The following is a 20,369-nucleotide window of genomic DNA, read 5'->3' as shown; positions in this document are numbered from 1 at the left end:
CAATAGAAATGCTTTTAAACATGGGAATGTGATAAGTGAGCTAACTACCAGACATAATCCTAACAATCGTTTATATCAGTGATTATCATGCTTGAAGATGAATATCAACTCAATTTTTTCCATGAAAATGGATTTGTCCGGAAACAGTGTCCCAAATGTGAGAGTTTCTTCTGGACAAGGGACACTGATAGAACCACATGTGGAGATGCACCGTGCGACCCGTATACATTTATAGGTAACCCTGTTTTTGAAAAACCGTATGAATTGAACGAAATGAGGGAACAATTCCTCAAATTTTTTGAAAAACGAGACCATGCGCGTGTTAATAGGTACCCAGTCACTGCTGTTTGGAGAGAAGATATTCATCTTACCATCGCATCCATAGCAAACTTTCAACCCTTTGTCACATCCGGTCAGGTACCACCACCAGCAAACCCATTGACAATTTCTCAGCCGTGTGTCCGCTTATCTGATTTAGATGCAGTAGGTCGCAGCGGCAGACACCTGACACTTTTTGAAATGATGGCACACCATGCATTCAATACAACGGATAATGAAGTCTATTGGAAAGAAGAAACCGTGGCTTTATGTGACGAATTCCTTAATTCTCTTGGAGTAGACCCACTTGCTGTAACATATAAAGAAGAGCCATGGGCAGGTGGAGGTAACGCTGGACCGTGTCTTGAAACTCTGGTCGGAGGACTCGAAGTTGCTACTCTTGTATTTATGAATTTGAAGCAGTCAAAAGATGGCGACATTATAATTGATGGCGAACCCTACGAGAAAATGAACAATTACATTGTGGATACAGGATACGGTCTTGAAAGACTTGTATGGGCATCTAAAGGCACACCGACTATCTATGATGCTATCTTCCCCTCGATTGTCAACGAATTGATGGAATACGCAGGCCTTGAACATGAGTTGGAGGATTCTGAATATTCTGAACTGCTCTCCCAAAACGCACGGTTTGCTGGTCTGATGGATGTAAGTGAAAAAGCCAATCTAAAAGAACTTCGAAAACAGGTGGCTGAAAGCATCGGGACAAGTATAGAAAAACTTACATCCATAATGGAACCTGTTGAGAAGGTCTACGCGATAGCAGACCATACCAGATGCCTCACGTTCATGCTTGGTGATGGAGTTGTGCCTTCCAATGTCAAGGCAGGTTATCTGGCAAGGCTTGTTTTTAGAAGAACCACCCGTATGATGCGTGAACTCGGAATGGATATTTCCATATCTGACATTATCCGTATGCACATTGATAAACTTCAGGAATATCCTGAATTTGAAGACCGTTTCGATTTGATAGAGGATATCATTCAGCATGAAGAGGATAAATTCGAGGAAACTCTGAATCGCGGAATCAAAATGATTCAGAAAATGGCCAAGCAGTACAAAAAACAGAACGAAAAAATTCCTCTTGACAAGTTAATTGAAATGTATGACAGTCATGGAATCCCACCAGAGATTGCTGAAGATGTCGCATCAGATATGGGTGTTGAAGTAGAACTTCCTGACAATTTCTATTCAATTGTTGCAGAAAGACACAGCATGGCAAAAGAAAAGGAAAAACCAAGTTTTCCGTTTGAGGAAAGGATTTCAAAACTTCCACAGACAAAATTATTGTTTTACAATGAACCAAACCGTATGGAATTTGAAGCTGTCGTGCTGGATGTTTTTGATAATTATATTGTACTGGACAGGACACTTTTCTATCCCGAAGGCGGAGGTCAACCCGCAGACAAAGGCGTGATCATAGCGGATGATGAAACTGCAAAAGTAGTGGATGTCAAGAATATAAAGAATGTAGTATTACATGAAATTGATAGCGTTGGAAACGAAATAAGCCTTCGAAAAGGTGACCTTGTAACCTGCAAGATCGATAGTGAACGGCGTGCTTCTCATGCAAAACATCACACTGCAACACATATCGTAAACGATGCTGCTAAAAAGGTACTTGGCACTCATATCTGGCAGGCAGGTGCTCAGAAATTTGAAGACCGTGCTCGCCTTGACCTTTCACATTACAAGCGTATAAAAAGAGATGAAATAAAACGCATAGAATTAATTGCAAATGGAACAGTGATGGAAAACAAACGTGTTGTTACTGAATGGGTTAACAGAAATAACGCGGAAAAACGATATGGTCTGAATGTATACCAGGGAGGTGTACCACCCGGCAAAAAACTGCGTATACTTAAAGTAGGCGATGATATAGAAGCATGCGGTGGAACTCATTGTTCATATACCGGTTATGTAGGACCTATTAAGATATTAAAATCAGAACGCATACAGGATGGAGTGGAACGTCTGGAATTTTCAGCAGGTGAGGCAGCTGTAAAGTCAATGCAGGAGATTGAGGATACGTTACAGGATTCCTCTGGTGCATTACGTGTGTTACCGGAACACCTTCCAAACACTATCGAACGTTTCTTTGAGGAATGGAAACAATTCAAAAAAGAAAATGAAAAATTAAAGGAAGAACTCGCAGACATCCGTGTACAGCAGATGATGCAGGATGCTATAACCCACGATGGTAACCATATAATTGCCCAAAAAGTACCAGATTCAGACAGCAAAGAACTTCAGAAAATGGCAGGTGAACTGGTCAAAAATAACAGCACTATTGCTTTGCTTATTAGTGACTACAATGGTGTAAAAATAGCTGCAGCAGCAAGCAAAGATGCTGTTAATAATGGGATTAATGTTGGTGATGTTGTCAAAGAGATATCATCCATTGTCGGTGGTGGCGGAGGAGGTCGTCCTGATATGGCACAGGGCGGCGGAACCGAGACCTCAAGAATTGATGAAGCACTCAATACAGGTGTAGATAGAATCAAAGAGCAGTTATAAATTTTTATAACTGCTTAAATAATCATCATTATGGGACAAATCCCAAACATTAATATGAAAACAAAAACAAATTATATACACTACATTGTAAATCAGGGTTAACATATGGAATCTGATGAAACTCAAGAAATCGTAAACACTCTTCGTGATGAACTGATTTCGAAAAGTACATTGTTTTTGGCACCTGTAGGTGTTTCAAGTGAAAGAATAATCTATTTCTACATTTACAGTGTTCTTGAAAACGACCCTGAGCAAACTGTTGTATGGTTATCATTGAAAAAACCCAGAAACAAGGTTTTGAATACATTTGCTGAATACGGATTCGATGTTCAGGAATACTCTGACCGGATGTGGTTTATCGATATAAAAAAACCCGGAAAAGAACCCGAGAAGAACACATTGTACTGTGAGTCACAGACCGATTACACAAAAATGGGGTCGCATATTTCCAAACTTTTCAATGATTATCCGGGTGCAATTCTTGTTATCGATGATATGAATATACTGACAAAAGATAGTTTGCAGGTTGTTGAGAATTTCATCAAATTCGTCGAAAAAACTGTGACCAACAGTAATGGAACAATAGTGACCCTGCTTGGCAAGGAAGTATTGAGTTCTGAAAACGAAGGTTTAATTAAATCGTTTTTTGACGTTGTTATTGACATCACAAATTCTGGCGAAATGCATGCTGAAATCGGTTTGAAAAGTCTGCATGTGTCCTACACAATAAGTGATGGTAAAATTAATTTTGAATATATACAGAAAAAGATTAAAAGAGACCGATTAAAAATCCTTATTGTGGATGACGAACCAGACATACCTGAACTTATAAAACTTTCATTATCTAATGAACCCTATGATTTCATTGTCGCCTACAGCGGTGAACAGGCTGTAGACATGACACTTCAGGAACTTCCAGACCTTATTTTGCTTGATATAATGATGCCGGATATGGACGGGTATGAAGTCGTTGAGGAACTGAACAAAGATAAATCCACGAGGGATATAGCAATTATAATGGTGTCAGCAAAAACCAGAGTTGAGGACAAGTTGAAAGGTATGGAACTTGGAATCGACGACTATATATCCAAACCATTTGATGAACGGGAACTTAATGCAAGAATTAAAATGGTTATGAAAAGATACGGATGGAAAAACCTTTAATTGATGTTTTTAAAATCGTTTTAACTTCTTTTTTTACGAAAGTGGGGCAACAGGGGTACGTGAAAGCCAACGACTAAAGACCCTGTCCGACAATTCGATACTGTCAATCTATTTTTATTTACTATTTAAATAAATGTAGATTAAAAATTAATTTATGTATCAATAGCATTTATCCAATAATCCAAAAACCAGTCACGGATGCTGTCACTTGATATAAGAGAAACAATCAGGACTGATAATTTATGTTACTTGGTAGGTCCTTTTGTATAAGATATCCACTTTAATATTAATTGTCGGACAGCCTGTTCAGTCGTGGGAGAGTAGTCAGGTTGGATGATATGCACATTGGTTGAACATGGATAAAAATATATAATAGAATTAATTTATTTTTATGAGAACTTTCATAAAATTAAATGGACTTAATGGTAAAAATATATATACGAGGTTAATATATTTTGTAATGTGACTGATTATATATGGGATTCAAGGACAAGTTAAAAAATATAATTCCCAGGAGGGGTGAAAAGGGTTCTGGAGACCAGGACAGCTCACCGTTTTCACAGGAACCACAGGATTTTGGGGATGTTCCAGACCTGTCCGAATTAACTGGAGAGCAACCGGCATCTGTCGGACCATCTGGTTTTGGGGATGTACCCGACCTTGAGGGAGGAGTTCCTGCTGAATCAGGACAAACTGGTCAGGCAAACAATGAACAAGTCGAGAATAACGCCCAGAAAATTAAGACAGTAGAGTCCAGAATGTCTAAAGTGGACGCAAATATATCTACTGTGCAGAGAGAAAACCAAGAATTAAAAAAGACAATAGACAAAATTGATCAGAGCGTTGTAGAACTGTTATCACTTTATGAAATTGTTTCCAACCAGGTAAACCCATTTGTGGGCGATAACGAAGGTGGAAGCGAGTACATTGAACGTTTTGAAAAAAATGAAGAGCGCATAAATGAAATTGGAAATTATGCGACAATGCTTAAAAACGACCTTGATGCACTTTACCAGAAATTTGATACCCAGGGTATCAATAAACTTCATTCAAAAATTGATGATCTAACATCAAAGACAAATGAATTGTTTGAAAAATACGATGAATTAAATGAAAACTTGTCCACACTGAAACAATCAACTGATGAGATATCAGACCGTGTTGATATACTGGAAAAAATAGATTTATCTAAGACGTATGAACCTTCAGAAAACCAGTATAACGTTATTTATCAGGATGAAGAAGAAAGTGCAGAGAATCCATCAGTTATACTTGGTTCTATAGAAAAAGAACCTACTACCATGATAGCAATTTTCAACTGGATTGAATATCTTATCGAGCGTGTCGGCGGTAATCATCTTCAAGAGGCATTGAGATATTACGTAAACATCGGATGGATTAGTGAAGAGGTATTTTCTGATATTCTGAATTATGCAAAAGGTATGGATTATTATACAGAAAAAGATGACTGGGAATTGACCCCTGATGACCATACAAAATCACTCATGTTTATTGAAAAAATGAGCGGACATCGAGTAGAAAATAGCCAAACAAGTGATAATATTGATAGTGAGTTATCGAAAATAAAAAACGGAGTTTAAAGTTTTATGGGGTTTGAAACTGCGGCAGTGATTGCTATATTTTTCGTATCCGCCATTATACTTGGAACATCCGCTTATACCGTAATTAGTGCTTCAGAAGAGAGAATTGATGAAGCCACTGACCTGAAACATGAAATGCAGGTCAAACGTTTGCAAACCGATTTAAATATTACAAATACAACAACTGACAATTCCAGCGATACGTATAATCTAACTGTTACAGTTTCAAACAGTGGAAGTGTTACTCTTGATTCTGGTAAACTTGATGTTCTCATTAACGGCACACTGATGTCATATTCTACATCTTCACCTGATACCTGGACACCTGATAAAATTAGGAATTTCACAATTAATAATATCTCAAAAGGTTCTGCAAGTGAGCATCGGGTAAAAGTAACAACAGAAAACGGAATTTCAGATTATGCAACTTATCCAATTTAAAATCTAAAAAACGGTGACATAAATGCAGGATGAAACATCCAAATTACATTTAATCCTAAACGATGAAAATGGTGATACAGCTGTATCACACATGATATTTTTCATTGCAGCGGTTATTATAGCCGTAGGTGTTGCAGGTGTACTATCGGTAAATGTTGAGTCAATCATGGGAGCTGCATCCACAAATAGTGATGTGGTATCTGATCAGTTAAAGACTGACATCACAATTATAAGTGACCCTGAAGTAATTCCCTATAACAGTACTTCTGATTATTATACATTTTACGTTAAAAATACAGGTAAATCTGATATTGCTCTTGAATATGTAAATGTGATTTTGGATGGGGAGTACATACAGGATAAAAATCTAAACTTGAGTTTGCAGGATAGTGGTGAAACATGGAAACCCCTGGGTGTGTTAATTGTAAATGTAACTACAGGCGGTGAACTTAATTCAGGAGATCACGGGTTAAAAGTAGTTTCTGATAATGGTATTTCTGATACAATTGATTTTAAAACATGAGGATATAATATGGTTCAACTTCGCTCCTTTCAAATATCAAGAGATAATTTTAATGAAAAACTGGGTAGCGGATTTCCCGAAGACTCGCTTGTGTTGATAGAAGGGGTCAGTGGTTCCGGAAAAAGTATTGTATCCCAGCGTATTGCTTACGGTTTAGCAGAAAACGAGACAAGTGTGACGTATATATCCACCCAGATGACAACCAAGGGCTTTATCAATCAGATGTATTCCCTTGATTATCAGATATCCTCTCATCTTTTAAACGGGAATATGCTCTACATACCGGTAATCCCACTGGTGAAAAATACAAGACAGAGTATGGATTTTATTCAAAAGCTCATGAATGCTGAAGATCTTTTTGAAAAAGATGTTATAATCATCGATACTATATCGTCTTTAATTAAAAACAGTGTCAACAGTGAAAAGGGTTTTGACCTTGTATCTTTTTTCAAAAGGCTCAACGGAATGGATAAAACAATTATCATGACGCTTGAACCTGGCAGCCTTGATGAGGAAATTGTTACTATGCTTCGTTCATCTTCAGACATCAACCTGTCGCTTAACGTTAAGCAGATGTCAAATCAGGTAAGGCGAATGTTGACTGTTAATAAGTTTATAGGAGCACAAGCAACTATTGGTGATATAATCGGCATAAGGATAGAACCTAAAGTTGGTCTTGTTGTTGAAATTGCGGCTGTATCTTGATATTATCTAAAAAACGGTTATGAGGTTACATATTGGCGGAAATTGATCCTGAATTTAAGAAATCTCTACAGAGAAATCCTCATCTGGCTGAGTACATAAAAAATTTCCAGAAAAAAACAGGTACTATACCGGAGTTCAGGGTAAATCTGACAAAGGACATATCCGCAGAAAATGTAAACATTATTCTTCCTGTAGGTGATCCTGTATTTATTCATCTTTATGGAACTCCTCAAATGGGTCAAGCTCGGTATTATGCTATTGAACCTACCCTTACATCCAGCGAGAGGAAAAAATATGATGCTGTAATGAACGCTATCCTTGAAAAATCAGCAAAAAAACCTGTTCCTGAATCAGAAAGTGAACTCAAAGACCTTATTATAGAACTGTTAAATGAATCAGTGGACGTGGGTTCAGGTGGCGAACTTCCAGAGGAAAAAGGAAAACTCGGGATGGTACAGAAACTGATACCTTCAAGTGAACAGATACCTCTGACTCAGAATGAATACAACAAATTGCTCTATCATATAGAAAGGAACGTTATAGGTTCCGGACCGCTTGAACCCGTTATACGAGACCCTTACCTTGAAGATATCCACAGTGTCGGTGTTAATGGCGTTTATATTGTCCATAAGATTCTCGACATGATAAAAACCAATATTCATTTTGGGGATGATTCAAGGCTTGACGACTGGTTCAGGAGTATGAGTGAACGGATCGGAAGACCTGTTAACGATGCTAGCCCCATCTCTGATGGTGCTCTCCCTGATGGTTCACGTATCAACATGATTTACAGTACGGATATAAGTCTTCAGGGTAGCAGTTTCACGATGCGTAAATTCAGTGATACGCCAATAAGCATTATCCAGTTAATGAATTTTGGTTCCATCAACACAGAAATGGCTGCTTATATCTGGATGTGTTTTGAAAACGGTATGAGTGTTTTCTTCAGTGGTGAAACAGCAAGTGGTAAAACGACTATGCTGAATGCCTGTCTGGCATTTATAAACCCCTGGTCAAAGGTATATTCTGCTGAAGATACATCAGAAGTTCAGCCACCTCAGGATGTCTGGCAACAATTGCTCACGCGTGAAGAGGGTCCTGAAGAATCACGTGTTGAACTCTATACACTGCTGAAAGCGGCATTGAGATCCAGACCAAATTACATTATTGTCGGTGAGATTCGTGGTGTTGAAGGTTCGGTAGCATTCCAGGCTATGCAGACTGGTCACCCGGTCGTATCAACGTTCCACGCCGCATCTGTTAAAAAACTAATTCAAAGATTGACCGGTCATCCAATAAATGTACCTATCACATTCATTGACAACCTGCAGGTGACCATGATTCTGCAGGCTGTTTATAGAAAAGGAGAAGTTCTGAGAAGATGTATTTCTATTGAAGAAATTGAAGGATATTCTGAAGAATCCAACGGAGTTGTTACAAGAGGAGTGTTTGAATGGGACCCTGAATATGATATTCATCATTTCCGTGGGCTGAACAACAGTTTCGTACTTGAAAGTAAGATTGCTTCAATACTTGGTTATGAGGATAAAAGACGAGTCTATGATGATTTGTTTTTAAGAGCAAGAATTCTGGAAGAAATGCAGAACAGGGGTATAGAAGGTTATTACGAGGTTTATGATATAATTAAGAAATTTTACAAATACGGTCTCGAAGGATTGCCATTCAGTGTATAATAGAGGGGTATATGGATGAATATCAGTAGAATGTTTAAACGGCTCGATATGGAGCCTTCATTTTATATAAAAAAATATGCAATCCCTCTCGTATTTTTTGGTATATTAACGTCTGTACTTATCTATCTCATTGTACCCTGGCTGTTTACTGGTCCATTCATATCAATCCTTATCTTAATCCCTATAATCTGTACAATCATAGTGTTTTCCTACCCCATATACATAGTCAATGCTCAAAAAACTCGCATTAACAACAATATGCATTATTATATTACCCAGATGGGGGCAGTAGCAACTGCTAACACACCAAGAATCGATGTTATACGAATTGTATCAAAAAATGAAGATTTTCAGGACCTTGCAGAGGAGAACCGTGAAATATACAACCTTGTTTCAGTATGGAATCTCAACCTTGGTGATGCATGTAAATTTGTGTCAAAAAGAACCCCATCTGTTATTTTCGAAGATTTTCTCGATAGGTTTGCGCATGCCCTGCATTCGGGAGAAAACGTTAATGAATTTCTATCAACTGAACAGAACGTGGTCATGAACGAATATGAATCCATGTACTACAGTTCCTTATATATGATAGATGTTATCAAGGAACTTTTTGTATCTCTTGTAATTTCTATGATATTCTTGGCATCATTTGCTGTAATTACACCAATTTTAACAGGAATGAGTGCAGTAGTTCTCATGGCGGTGGTGGTTATTGTTTTTATTGCGACTGATGTTTTTGTACTGTTGTTTACAAGAAGCGTGGTTCCGGATGACCCACTATGGCAGCAGAAACAATCATATACTGAAGACATAACCAGAATATACAGAACTATTCCTATTTCTGTTGCAGGCTGTCTTTTTATGACACTTATCATTTTACTATATGATGGACTTCCTATGCCTATTTCGATAGCACTTGCTTTAACTCCACTTGTTTATACAGGTTATGTTACCAAAAAAATAGAAACCACCATCCAGAGAAAAGATGAAAACTTTCCAGCATTTATCCGTTCACTCGGAAGTTCTGCAGGTGCAAAAGGCAACATGATTGATGATGCTTTGAAATCCCTGAGGCTTCATGATTTCGGTCCTCTTACCAATGATGTTAATGAACTGTATAAACGTTTGATTTTAAGGATTAATAAAATAAAATCATGGTACTGGTTTGCTGCCAGTACAGGCAGTAACCTTATACAACATTTCTGTTCTATGTTTGTGGAGGCTACAAATCTTGGTGGTAAACCGGATACCATCGGTAACATCATTGCTACCAATTTCCACCGAATGGTTACACTCAGGAAAAAAAGGTATCAAACCGCTTCCAGTTTTGTTGGTGTGCTTTATGGTTTGACTGCAGGAATAGGTTTTACTCTTAACATATCGGTTGGTGTTGTGGAAATCATGCAGGATATGTTTTATGGAATTGATATGCCATCTAATATGTCCATGAGCATGATTCTGCATACCAATATTGGAGACCTTGGATTGCTTACAATGCTGGTTATGGTTATTATGGTAGCTCATTCATTGATATCAGCACTGCTTATAAGGGTTATAGATGGAGGAAGTTTTTTACGAGCATCAACGGATTTTGTGATAATGGTATGGATCTCTGGATTGGTCGCGGTAGTAACTGATATAGGTGTAGAATCTCTGCTGCAATTTTAAAAAATTGAATAGATTATTCAGGTACTGTTTCAACCTGGCTATTTATAGAATCTATTACTGCCTGACCCAGTTCCTCTGTGGTGTATTCTCCACCAAGGTCTGGTGTTTTAATACCCTTATTTAATGTGTAATTAACACTTCTTTCTACAAGTGAAGCTTCATTGTTATAACCATACCATTGAAGCAGCATTTTGATACTTAAAATAGCTGCAACAGGGTTTGCGATTTTTTCACCTGCTATATCAGGTGCACTCCCATGAACCGGTTCAAAAAATGCGTGTTCTTCACCGATGTTGGCACTTGGCATTAACCCCATACTCCCAATATGAGCCGCTGACATGTCGCTGAGTATATCTCCAAATAGATTGGTTGTTACCACTACATCATATTTTTCAGGGTAAGTTATCAGATAATAAGCCATTGCATCGACCAGTGTATCGCTATAATTAACATCTCCAGATTCAGCCGTTTGCTGGCACACATCCAGAAACAGTTTATCGGATTTCATTACATTGGATTTGTGGACTATTGTAACGTTGTTGTTACGCATCTTTGCAAGTTTACAGGCGTATTCAGCTATGCGTTTTGAACCTTTACGGCTCACTACTCTGGTGGTGTAGGCAACGTCATCATGGATTTCTTCGATTCCTGAATACAGACCTTCAGTATTTTCTCTCACAATAACATAATTGAAATCGCTTTTACCTGTAACACCTGTAATACCTGCCAGTGGTTTCACAGGACGGATGTTTGCATACATATCCAGTTCTTTCCGGATTGTTAGCAGTACACTCTTGTATTCGGGGTCCGGTGGTGTGGTGACAGCTCCAAAGAGTATGCAGTCACAATTTTTGAGTGTTTCAATATCTTCATCTGTTATCGCATAACCAGTTTTCTTCCATTTTCCATATCCGATTTCAACAGGCACTTTTTCTATCGGTAGAGATAGCGCATCCAGTACCTTTACAGCTTCAGGTATTACTTCTTTGCCTATTCCGTCGCCTTCAACCACTGCGAGTTTCATGTTTTTGACTCTTAATCCTTGTTTTTAATATGCTGTACCAATGTTTTAACCGCTTCTGCTACATCAAATTCTGATGCACCCCAGTGCACCACAACACCATCTACACCGTTGATTGTAGTCAATCCTGATTTTTCAGACCGGCAGCACCTTGCTATAAAAGGTTTTGTGGGTGTAAACACATCAGAATTAAATGGACATATATTAATCTGTGAATATGTTAGTTCTGGGAACCTTAATTCAAAAATAGTTTTTGAAATTTCACAACCTACAAGTAATGGATTATCCTGTTTGACCGTATCAGAATCCAGATATTTGCCTCTCAGTCCTGATACTGTACACGGAAATACTGTGTTTTCACCTTCGAATTGTCTAAGATCAATCAGATTTTCACTAAATTTTACCGTGAAATCACCAAACAGTTCGCTTTCATCGAGTTTGTCAATGATGTAGGTTAACCATGAAGGCTCAGGTGGGACTACATCCACTACTTCAATTTCCAGAATCTGTGACGGGTCAGGTTTGTGTACAAAGGTGATATGATTGTCAATCCCTGTAAAAATTACAGTATTTATTTCTCCTTTGCAGAGTTCTGCTGCAGTTTCAATTAAAAGAGTGCGGTTTTTAATGTTTAGTTTTCTATCATATTCTATAATCTGGTTATCTGATGCCAGTTTTTTAACAGAATCAACTTTTTGAAACAACCATTCTCCACTTTTTTGTACATGATACAGGGAGAATATTTTACCATTTTCTGATTGTTGTTCTACTAACAGATATTCTGTCAGGAAGTAAATGCTGTGGTCTTTAGTTTCTTCTGGCGGGATATCAGTTACCCCTACGTATTTGTATTCATCAGGAAATATCATGTTTATTATTGATCCTGTTCTTTTTTCTGTTTCTGCAGTTTCCTTCGATGGGCTACCAGCCCTCCGTCAGTGAGAATTTCGAGAAGGAAATCAGGAAGTTTATTGCCTTTAAAGGTTTTGTTATTTACCTCAACACTGCCGTTTTTAAGGTCGATTTTTACTATATCTCCCTCACTGCATTCTACATCAGCTTCCATTACAGGAAGTCCGACATTGATAGCATTGCGGAAGAATATTCTTGCAAATGATTTAGCAACCACGCATGCAACCCCTGCGTGTTTTAATGCTAATGGTGCCTGTTCTCTGGACGACCCGCAGCCGAAATTATTTCCCGCAACTATAACATCGCCTTTCTGGACTTTGCTGGAAAATTCCGGGTCAATACCTTCCATGGCGTGGTCTGCAAATACCTGCATATCCGTAGTTCTTAGATATTTGCCGGGTATCATTACATCCGTATCAATATTGTCACCATAAACCCATGCTCTGCCTTCAATCATGCTCACCACTGTTTCACCTGAAATTTAAAATTTGTTTGCTGGTATTTGTATGTAGTGGTATTGATAATTTATTTTCTAATTATATAATAAATTTCAACCACAATCTTTTTTAGTTATGCATTATTATGCATAATATGTTTAAAAGGACAAATACGTCTTTGAGAACAAAAAGTAATAAAAAACAAGGAGGTTATAAATCATGCCAGGTGGAGATAGAACAGGACCGATAGGTGCTGGACCGATGACCGGAAGAGGTGCAGGATACTGTGCAGGATTTGATCTACCGGGGTTTGCAAATAATGTCCCTGTAGGTCGTGGACTAGCTAGAGGACGTGGTTTCGCATTCTATAGAAAAGGTATGGGATTAGGTAGAGCAAGAGGAAGAGGATTCGGTTTTAGAAGTTATCCGGATGTTCCAACTACTTATAATGAAAATACTGGTTTTGAGAGGGATGTTGAAACCAGTATCAGGTCTCTTGAGCAGGAACAACGAATTCTAAGGGAAGAACTGGATAACATAAATAAAAAACTTGATAATTTGGAATCTAAGTGATAAAAGTGCTTACTTCAAGCACTTGTCTATTTTTTGGTTAAAAAAACAGTTCAACCGGTTATATACATTTTTAACTTTTTAAAGATAAAAATGTTGTTATAACCTTAATTTTTTAGGATCAGTTATTTATAGCATAATTGATAATCCAAACATGATTTGGTTATCCAAAAATTGTTGGTAAATATGACAACTGAAAGAACTGAAGATTATTTAAAAACTATAGAAGCTGTGGTCTCCAAAAAGGGGTATGCACAGGTAAAAGATGTCTCTTCCGCATTGGGAACCAGCCCTTCAAGTGTGACCGGTATGTTCCAGAAACTGAAAAACGACGGGTACATCAATTATGAAAAATATGGTGGCGTCACACTGACTAACAAGGGTAAAAACGTTGCACAGAATACAAAAGCAAAGTATGGTGTTGTACGTGATTTCCTTACTGTACTTGGTATAGACGATGAAACTGCAGATGAAGACGCATGCAGGATTGAACATGTACTGACCGATGATACCATAGAAGTTCTTACCAAATTTATGGAATTTATACATAAAAACGATGAACTTCCATTATGGATTGATCATTTCAGACATTATTATGATACCGGTGAATTAATCCAATGTACTCCTTCTGATAAAGAAAATTGCCCTGTGCACGGTAGTAGAAAAAAAATGCATGACTAAAAACAGTTAAGTAACCCATCAGATATATTAATGTTGGTTTTGGAGCAACAAATCATTATAATTTGGGTTTATAATATTAGGATTAGCAATTAATATTTGGTTCACCCATAAAAATTAAGTTAACCAAATTCCAGGAGATTCATTAAAATGTCTGAAATCACCCTCAATTTACTCGATGAAAATAGTAGAGGTAGAATAAAACAAATCCAGGGAAAAGGCAAGCTCAGGAAACGCTTTTTTGAAATGGGACTGGTCCCGGGTTCTGAAGTTGAAGTGATAAAAAGAGCACCTTTGGGAGACCCGATAGAACTTAAAATCAAAGGTTATAATATAGCTTTCAGAAAAAATGAAGCTCAATATGTTCTAGTAGAGCCGATTTAAGTACTTTAATTTTTGTGTTTTAGAGGGTACTGATGGGAAAAACAAAGGTAGCTCTTGCAGGAAATCCCAATGTGGGTAAGACCAGTCTTTTTAATGTTTTAACCGGTACCAGACAACATGTAGGTAACTGGCCAGGTGTAACAGTAGAGAAAAAAGTTGGTGAAACAACTTATAACAGTGAAGAAATAGAAATTACTGATCTACCAGGGACTTACAGTTTAACAGCTTATTCTATTGATGAAATTGTTGCTAGAGATTATATTGTTGATGAAAAACCAGATGTAGTGGTTCAGGTAGTTGACGCGACTAATATAGAACGCAACCTGTATCTTACTACACAGCTCATGGAACTCGGGACGAAAGTTGTTATAGCTCTTAACATGAGCGATATCGCAGAGTCGCAGGGTATTGTAACCGATATCAACCGTATGAGAGAATTCTTAGAAATTCCAGTTGTTAAAACGGTTGCAAAAAAAGGACAAGGTCTTAATGAACTACTGGATGTTGTGGTTGAAGAGAGCAAGAAAAAAACTCTACATATACATGAGATTGGTTATGGGAATGATATCGAAAAAGATATCAGTGAACTGGAGTTTCTACTTGAAAAAGATGAAAATTTGTACAAACATTATCCTTTGAGATGGCTGAGTATAAAAATACTCGAAGGTGATAATAATGTACTGGCCAAAATTCAGAATAGCCAGGTAAAAGATGAAGTTGATGAGTATCTTAAAAAAATAGATACTGACTATTATGAAGCTTTAATGGCTGATAGAAGATATGGGACTATAAGTTCTGTAGTATCTCAGGTATGCACTGGGTGTATACACAAAGTAACTCCATCGGACATGATTGATAGAGTACTTACCAACAAATACCTGGGTCTGCCGATTTTCCTGGCTCTGATGTGGGGTGCTTTCGAATTTACGTTTTCTTTATCTGCTCCATTTATGGACCTTATAGATAAAGGGTTTGTATGGCTTGCAGGTTTTGTGGCAGATAATATCGAAACAGCATGGCTGGCTTCACTTATAGGTGATGGAATTATAGGTGGAGTAGGTGCAGTACTTGTTTTTGTACCAAATATTTTCATACTGTTCTTTTTGTTATCCATCCTTGAAGATAGTGGTTACCTTGCAAGAGCGGCTTTCATAATGGACAAAGTCATGTATTCAATAGGTTTGCAGGGCAAATCGTTCATACCCATGTTGATGGGTTTTGGTTGTAACGTGCCTGCTATCATGGCTACAAGGACTATAGAAGATCACAAAGACCGTCTTGTGACTATTATGATTACTCCTTTCATGTCCTGCAGTGCAAGGCTACCAGTTTATGTGTTGTTGGGTGGAGCTTTTTTTGGAAAAGAAGCAGGCACAGTAATATTTGGACTCTATGTACTGGGTATATTGGTTGCTGTGCTTACAGCAAAACTGTTTAGAAGCACAATCCTTAAAGGTGACCCTGCACCATTTATAATGGAACTTCCCCCTTATAGAATCCCTCATCTTACCACCAGTTTGATGCATATGTGGGATAAAGGTTATACATACATCAAAAAAGCAGGTAGTATCATACTTGTAGGTGTGGTTGTCGTCTGGTTACTTGCATCTTTGCCTTTTGGTGTTGAATACGGAAGTGCAAACAGTCTGGTAGGCACAATAGGTCATCTTCTCGAGCCGCTGGTGGCTCCACTTGGATTCGATTGGAAAATTGCAGTATCTTTAGTGCTGGGTTTTGTGGCTAAAGAAATCGTTATAGGTTCACTTGGTACACTTTACGGAACAGGCGAAGGAAGTGGTCTTATGGAACGTTTACAGGCAGACCCTGAACTTTTTGCGCTTAACTCACTTGGGCTTATGGTATTTATACTGTTATATATGCCATGTATCGCCACAGTAGGTGTAGTCAAGCAGGAAACAGGTTCCTGGAAATGGACATTGTTTTCAGTTGTTTATGGGATAGCAGTAGCATGGATATTTGCATTTATTATATACCAGGGAGGTCTTGTTCTTGGGTTTTGAGGTGATATTATAAAAAGGTACAAAGAAACATTGTTTTCTTTTGCAGCAGGTTGTATTTATCTGGTGTTTGGAGTGCTTCAGGTGATTGCAAGCCTTGGTTTTAATTCTGAACTTACAGCTTCGCTACTGATTCCTTCTGATACACTCGGTGGTTTTGTGTTGATGATAATCGGTGCTGTGTTTATTTTCGGTTTTAAAGAACTGTATAATGATATAGATGAAGGTGTATCGTTCCTATATGTGGGAATTTTGATTTCTCTTGTTTTTGCAGGAATGTATGTTCTGATAATGATAGGCAATGCATTTGGAGCATATGTAATCCAGAGCGAGAATTTCAAAAATTGGGTTCCACTGGATGATTTGAAACCTTCAATCTATTTGTCCGTATTGTCTGTTTATGGGTATTATCTGTGGAAAGAAAAAATACCCCTGACAAAACATAACCGCTAAAAAAGGTGTAAATATGGATGCTAATAACTCAGATGACACTTTTCTAATAAAGAAAATATTGCAACTTATAGACAAGAATAACATGACTCTTAATGAGATAGCTGATGAACTGGGGTTGAGCAGGGATGAGTTGAAATTCAGACTTGAAATGATGGAGCATATGGGAGAAATTGAATCTGTGAAAAACAATCAGAGTGGATGCAGCGGGTGCAGCGGTTCTAAATGTTTAGGAGATAACAAACTTGTAGTATATCAGCTTACTGAGAAGGGTAGAAAAATCTGTAATAAATGATTTAACTTACAACGATTTTTGGGTCGAATACAAAAACAAATACCGTTAATATCATCGTTGTTATTTATCACTGCTAATTTTGTCTTTTGTTTTTAAAAAAATAGGTTGTTTCCCATCTACTATATGGAGTGGCTTTTTTAGATATATATTATTCTTCAGTCTGGATGTTTCGTATCTGTGCACAAGGTCATCATAGAATATAACTGTCTGATAATTATCTGCAAGTTGGTTCAACACACCAGTTTTCCAGCTAACCATTTGCAACATGAAATCCTTCAAATTATCATCAGTTCTAAGTGCCTCGAAAATCTTATCCCATGTTAGACAGAAATTTCTACATTCTACCTCGCAGTTGAATTTATCCATGATTTCTTTCTTTAGGTCAGGGTGTCTGGTAGTCAGAATCATTGTAGGGTGCCTGGATTTGATATCATTGAACAGTTCCACCATCGATGGTATAGGTTCTAAGTGGTCGATTGTCATGAAATAATGTTTTCTATCGATTTCTTTGTTAGGGGTTGCTAATGTATCGTCCAGGTCAAAAACGTGCATATGGTGGATGTTATCACCTATGGTTAATATTATATTACTTGATATTTATCAATTTTTAATAATACTAGTTTAACATCGTTAACAATCAAATTTATCATTAAATATTTATAACTTAGAGGTAATTTTTCGTGTTACTGTATGCTAATTTTTTAATATCAACATCAAATGCCATTGGTGGTTTTAAATGGGTGATGAAGACCTGAAATGGAAAAAAGAAGAATGGCTTAAAAAAGTTAAATCAGAAGGTAAGATGAAAGATCCAACTGAAGACCACAAATTTGGTTTGAAAGCCCTTCAAAATCCAACCCGCAGGAATATATTGAAATCGATGTTAAACGGCAGTATGAATTACAGCGATTTAAAAGAAAAATTTGGTCTTGATGACGTCCAGGCAAAACTGCACCTTAATTTTCTTGAAGAAGCTCTCTACATTGAAAAAGAAGAAAATAATAATGATTACCTATACTATCTAACACCAAGAGGCGAAGCATATCTGGAAAATGCTGATTATTCTTAATTGATTATTATGTGAGGTAGGTGATAACCATGAATGCGATAGAAGAAACTCTAAACGAACAGGGGCTCGACCTGGATAATATAAAAGGTAACATAATGGGCGATGGTGCAGTATCTTCCAGAACGAAAAAACTGCTTACAATCGCAAGCGCAGTGGCTACAGGTTGCGATGAATGTGTTGAAAAACACAAAAAAGAAGCAAAAGATGCAGGAATCAATGATGATGAAATATCAGAAGCAATACTTGTTGCATCACTGATACGTTTTGGTTCTGGTATTAAATATCTTTTATAATACTGAAATTTTTCTTTTTTGCTTTAAACCTAATGTCGTGAAGTCCCATTCCAAAAAAGGCTGTCCGACAATTCTGGACAATTATTTATTAATATGGTTATTATCCAATTATCCAAAAACCAGACTTGGTTGCTGCCGCCTGATATAAGAGACATGATTAGTTCTGACCACATCTGTTACCTTGTAGATTCATTCGTAGAAGAGATGACTTCTGTGAATTTGAAGATAGATATTAAGTGCTGGGCACCCTGCATATCATCCAAGGATATTCTGTAAAGTGCTGATACAGGCAATGGTTGATAGTATCAGATTATCACTGTACCACCGCACGATGTGTACGTGAGAATGTAGTATACATATACTTTGCCGAGAAGCTGACTCCGGATTTCAGGACTATAAGCGATTTCAGGAAGAACAATGGTGATTTGATCAGAGAGATATTCAAAAACACTGTCATTGCTGCCAGAGAAGTCGGGTATGTGGGGATGGAACAGCTGAGTATCGATGGATATGTAGTTAAAGCGTCTGCTTCCAATAACAGTACACTACCTCTGCGCCCCATTTCTTGTAAATTAAATCAACAGTGTACAAATAGAAAAGATAGAATCAGGCAACTGAAAGTTACTCATCTATCTCAGTACAGGAAACGACTGAAAGAAAAGGCGAGTACCGATAAAGCTTAGTCAATCTTTAAACAAAAAAATATACATAAGAGCCGGTTATAGGAAACTACAAACAAAATTTAAGGTTCAGGGAATTTATTACAAGGGGATTGAATTCAGTTAAAAAATGTTTAACCTGATATGTGCTGCTATAAACCTGAAAAAGTATGGTTGAATTCCAAGTAGTACAAACAATTGATTGAAAATCAATCATTGTATTGCAGAATAACAAAAATCTACAAAACTTAAGCAGTTAATATTATAATTTGATTAAAGATTGTTGGACAATCTGCAAATTCGTAGGTTTCTTTTGCCCCCGCGTCCCAGTGTCATGACAAAAGCAGTTAGAAAATTGTACTTAAGTGTGTAAGCATTTCCTTGATTAACAAAAAAATAAATGGTTAAACCATTTTTGGAGAATAGTATTTTTTTAGAAGTGTATCGCAGTTTGAGCAAGATACAACAAACCACTCCCCTATTGAGTTAGTTGTATATTTTTCAAACAGTGAGGCACTGCAATTTGGACAGACATAATTATCTTTAAAATAGTAAAGATAAAATTCCGGATTGTTTTTAAGCCACTCAAGAACTACATGCATGTTTTCGAAATAACGCTTATTGGATGCATGTTTTGAATATTCCATTGCAGTTATTACCCGGTTTGATTTCCTTCTGGTATAATTGGATGAATCATCCAATATTTTATTATAATCAGATGTAGGTATGTCTGTCTGGTGTAGATAACCAATAAAATTGCTAAAGTCTGTTGATTTGTTGTTATTAAATGTGTTTATGAAGTATTCTGTCATAATATCTTCGAGTATGTCAACACATCCAGTACATATATTGTAGCTTTCATATTGTTTGGAATCCTGTACATCATCACATATTGCACATGTTCCAAAAAGTGGTATTTCCATTTATTTCA

At 37.2% G+C, this 20,369-nt stretch carries 21 protein-coding genes and 1 pseudogene; 17 read left to right on the top strand and 5 right to left on the bottom strand.

Features of this window, described 5'->3' with window-relative positions; all coding sequences use genetic code 11:
* Positions 1-87 precede the first annotated feature (87 nt).
* From alaS to flaJ, 8 genes are all read left to right on the top strand, one after another.
* Complete coding sequence (gene alaS / locus METEV_RS06570) at positions 88-2,856, top strand: alanine--tRNA ligase (RefSeq protein ID WP_013194748.1); 2,769 nt, start codon at positions 88-90, stop codon at positions 2,854-2,856.
* A 105-nt stretch (positions 2,857-2,961) separates the two neighbouring features.
* Positions 2,962-4,020, top strand: a complete 1,059-nt coding sequence (locus METEV_RS06565) for a response regulator transcription factor (RefSeq protein WP_013194747.1) — start codon at positions 2,962-2,964, stop codon at positions 4,018-4,020.
* 476 nt (positions 4,021-4,496) lie between these two features.
* Positions 4,497-5,621 (top strand): FlaD/FlaE family flagellar protein, encoded by a 1,125-nt coding sequence (locus METEV_RS06560; protein ID WP_013194746.1) that lies wholly within the window; start codon positions 4,497-4,499, stop codon positions 5,619-5,621.
* A gap of 6 nt (positions 5,622-5,627) precedes the next feature.
* A complete protein-coding gene (locus tag METEV_RS06555) occupies positions 5,628-6,062 on the top strand; it encodes a flagellin (protein ID WP_013194745.1) in 435 nt (144 codons plus the stop codon).
* A 22-nt stretch (positions 6,063-6,084) separates the two neighbouring features.
* Entirely contained in the window at positions 6,085-6,585 is a 501-nt protein-coding gene (locus METEV_RS06550; protein ID WP_013194744.1) for a flagellin, read from the top strand.
* A 9-nt stretch (positions 6,586-6,594) separates the two neighbouring features.
* On the top strand, positions 6,595-7,290 hold the full coding sequence (locus METEV_RS06545) for an ATPase domain-containing protein (protein WP_013194743.1): 696 nt from the start codon (positions 6,595-6,597) through the stop codon (positions 7,288-7,290).
* Positions 7,291-7,322: 32 nt separating this feature from the next.
* Positions 7,323-8,984: a type II/IV secretion system ATPase subunit gene (locus tag METEV_RS06540; RefSeq protein WP_013194742.1), complete on the top strand. Its 1,662-nt coding sequence runs from the start codon at positions 7,323-7,325 to the stop codon at positions 8,982-8,984.
* A gap of 15 nt (positions 8,985-8,999) precedes the next feature.
* Entirely contained in the window at positions 9,000-10,652 is a 1,653-nt protein-coding gene (flaJ, locus tag METEV_RS06535) for an archaellar assembly protein FlaJ (protein WP_013194741.1), read from the top strand.
* Between the two features lie 13 nt (positions 10,653-10,665).
* Here the strand turns inward: flaJ and METEV_RS06530 are convergent, their stop codons facing one another.
* From METEV_RS06530 to hacB, 3 genes are read right to left on the bottom strand one after another with little or no spacing between them, the layout of a single operon-like run.
* Complete coding sequence (locus METEV_RS06530) at positions 10,666-11,676, bottom strand: isocitrate/isopropylmalate dehydrogenase family protein (RefSeq protein ID WP_013194740.1); 1,011 nt, start codon at positions 11,674-11,676, stop codon at positions 10,666-10,668.
* Between the two features lie 11 nt (positions 11,677-11,687).
* Positions 11,688-12,542 carry a DUF7714 family protein gene (locus METEV_RS06525; RefSeq protein ID WP_013194739.1) on the bottom strand — a complete coding sequence of 285 codons (855 nt, stop codon included), beginning with the start codon at positions 12,540-12,542 and terminating at the stop codon, positions 11,688-11,690.
* A 5-nt stretch (positions 12,543-12,547) separates the two neighbouring features.
* Positions 12,548-13,042: a homoaconitase small subunit gene (gene hacB, locus METEV_RS06520; protein WP_013194738.1), complete on the bottom strand. Its 495-nt coding sequence runs from the start codon at positions 13,040-13,042 to the stop codon at positions 12,548-12,550.
* A gap of 199 nt (positions 13,043-13,241) precedes the next feature.
* On the opposite strand from hacB, the gene METEV_RS06515 reads away from it, so the two are divergent.
* From METEV_RS06515 to METEV_RS06490, 6 genes are all read left to right on the top strand, one after another.
* Complete coding sequence (locus tag METEV_RS06515; protein WP_013194737.1) at positions 13,242-13,595, top strand: DUF5320 domain-containing protein; 354 nt, start codon at positions 13,242-13,244, stop codon at positions 13,593-13,595.
* Between the two features lie 183 nt (positions 13,596-13,778).
* Positions 13,779-14,273 (top strand): metal-dependent transcriptional regulator, encoded by a 495-nt coding sequence (locus tag METEV_RS06510; RefSeq protein WP_013194736.1) that lies wholly within the window; start codon positions 13,779-13,781, stop codon positions 14,271-14,273.
* A gap of 147 nt (positions 14,274-14,420) precedes the next feature.
* Complete coding sequence (locus METEV_RS06505; protein WP_013194735.1) at positions 14,421-14,654, top strand: FeoA family protein; 234 nt, start codon at positions 14,421-14,423, stop codon at positions 14,652-14,654.
* A gap of 32 nt (positions 14,655-14,686) precedes the next feature.
* Positions 14,687-16,675, top strand: a complete 1,989-nt coding sequence (feoB, locus tag METEV_RS06500; protein WP_013194734.1) for a ferrous iron transport protein B — start codon at positions 14,687-14,689, stop codon at positions 16,673-16,675.
* Between the two features lie 30 nt (positions 16,676-16,705).
* Complete coding sequence (locus METEV_RS06495) at positions 16,706-17,125, top strand: hypothetical protein (RefSeq protein WP_013194733.1); 420 nt, start codon at positions 16,706-16,708, stop codon at positions 17,123-17,125.
* 13 nt (positions 17,126-17,138) lie between these two features.
* On the top strand, positions 17,139-17,417 hold the full coding sequence (locus METEV_RS06490) for a FeoC-like transcriptional regulator (protein WP_013194732.1): 279 nt from the start codon (positions 17,139-17,141) through the stop codon (positions 17,415-17,417).
* A gap of 60 nt (positions 17,418-17,477) precedes the next feature.
* Here the strand turns inward: METEV_RS06490 and METEV_RS06485 are convergent, their stop codons facing one another.
* On the bottom strand, positions 17,478-17,969 hold the full coding sequence (locus METEV_RS06485) for a hypothetical protein (RefSeq protein WP_013194731.1): 492 nt from the start codon (positions 17,967-17,969) through the stop codon (positions 17,478-17,480).
* Positions 17,970-18,153: 184 nt separating this feature from the next.
* Here METEV_RS06485 and METEV_RS06480 point away from each other — a divergent pair, with 184 nt between their 5' ends.
* The 3 genes and pseudogenes from METEV_RS06480 to METEV_RS12695 all read left to right on the top strand — a co-directional run.
* The gene (locus tag METEV_RS06480) at positions 18,154-18,486 is read left to right on the top strand and encodes a winged helix-turn-helix domain-containing protein (protein ID WP_013194730.1); all 333 of its coding nucleotides are present in this window, start codon (positions 18,154-18,156) and stop codon (positions 18,484-18,486) included.
* 29 nt (positions 18,487-18,515) lie between these two features.
* Positions 18,516-18,779: a carboxymuconolactone decarboxylase family protein gene (locus METEV_RS06475; RefSeq protein ID WP_013194729.1), complete on the top strand. Its 264-nt coding sequence runs from the start codon at positions 18,516-18,518 to the stop codon at positions 18,777-18,779.
* A gap of 93 nt (positions 18,780-18,872) precedes the next feature.
* Positions 18,873-19,327 (top strand): annotated as a pseudogene (locus METEV_RS12695) (transposase); the annotation flags it as partial.
* 515 nt (positions 19,328-19,842) lie between these two features.
* On the opposite strand, the gene METEV_RS06465 reads toward METEV_RS12695, so the two are convergent.
* On the bottom strand, positions 19,843-20,361 hold the full coding sequence (locus tag METEV_RS06465; protein WP_013194728.1) for a hypothetical protein: 519 nt from the start codon (positions 20,359-20,361) through the stop codon (positions 19,843-19,845).
* Between the last annotated feature and the right edge of the window lie 8 nt (positions 20,362-20,369).

Origin of the sequence: Methanohalobium evestigatum Z-7303 (assembly GCF_000196655.1) — an archaeon.
In the GTDB taxonomy this organism is placed as follows: domain Archaea; phylum Halobacteriota; class Methanosarcinia; order Methanosarcinales; family Methanosarcinaceae; genus Methanohalobium; species Methanohalobium evestigatum.
Note: the sequence above shows the minus strand (reverse complement) of the source record. Positions and strands in the feature narration are given on the sequence as shown.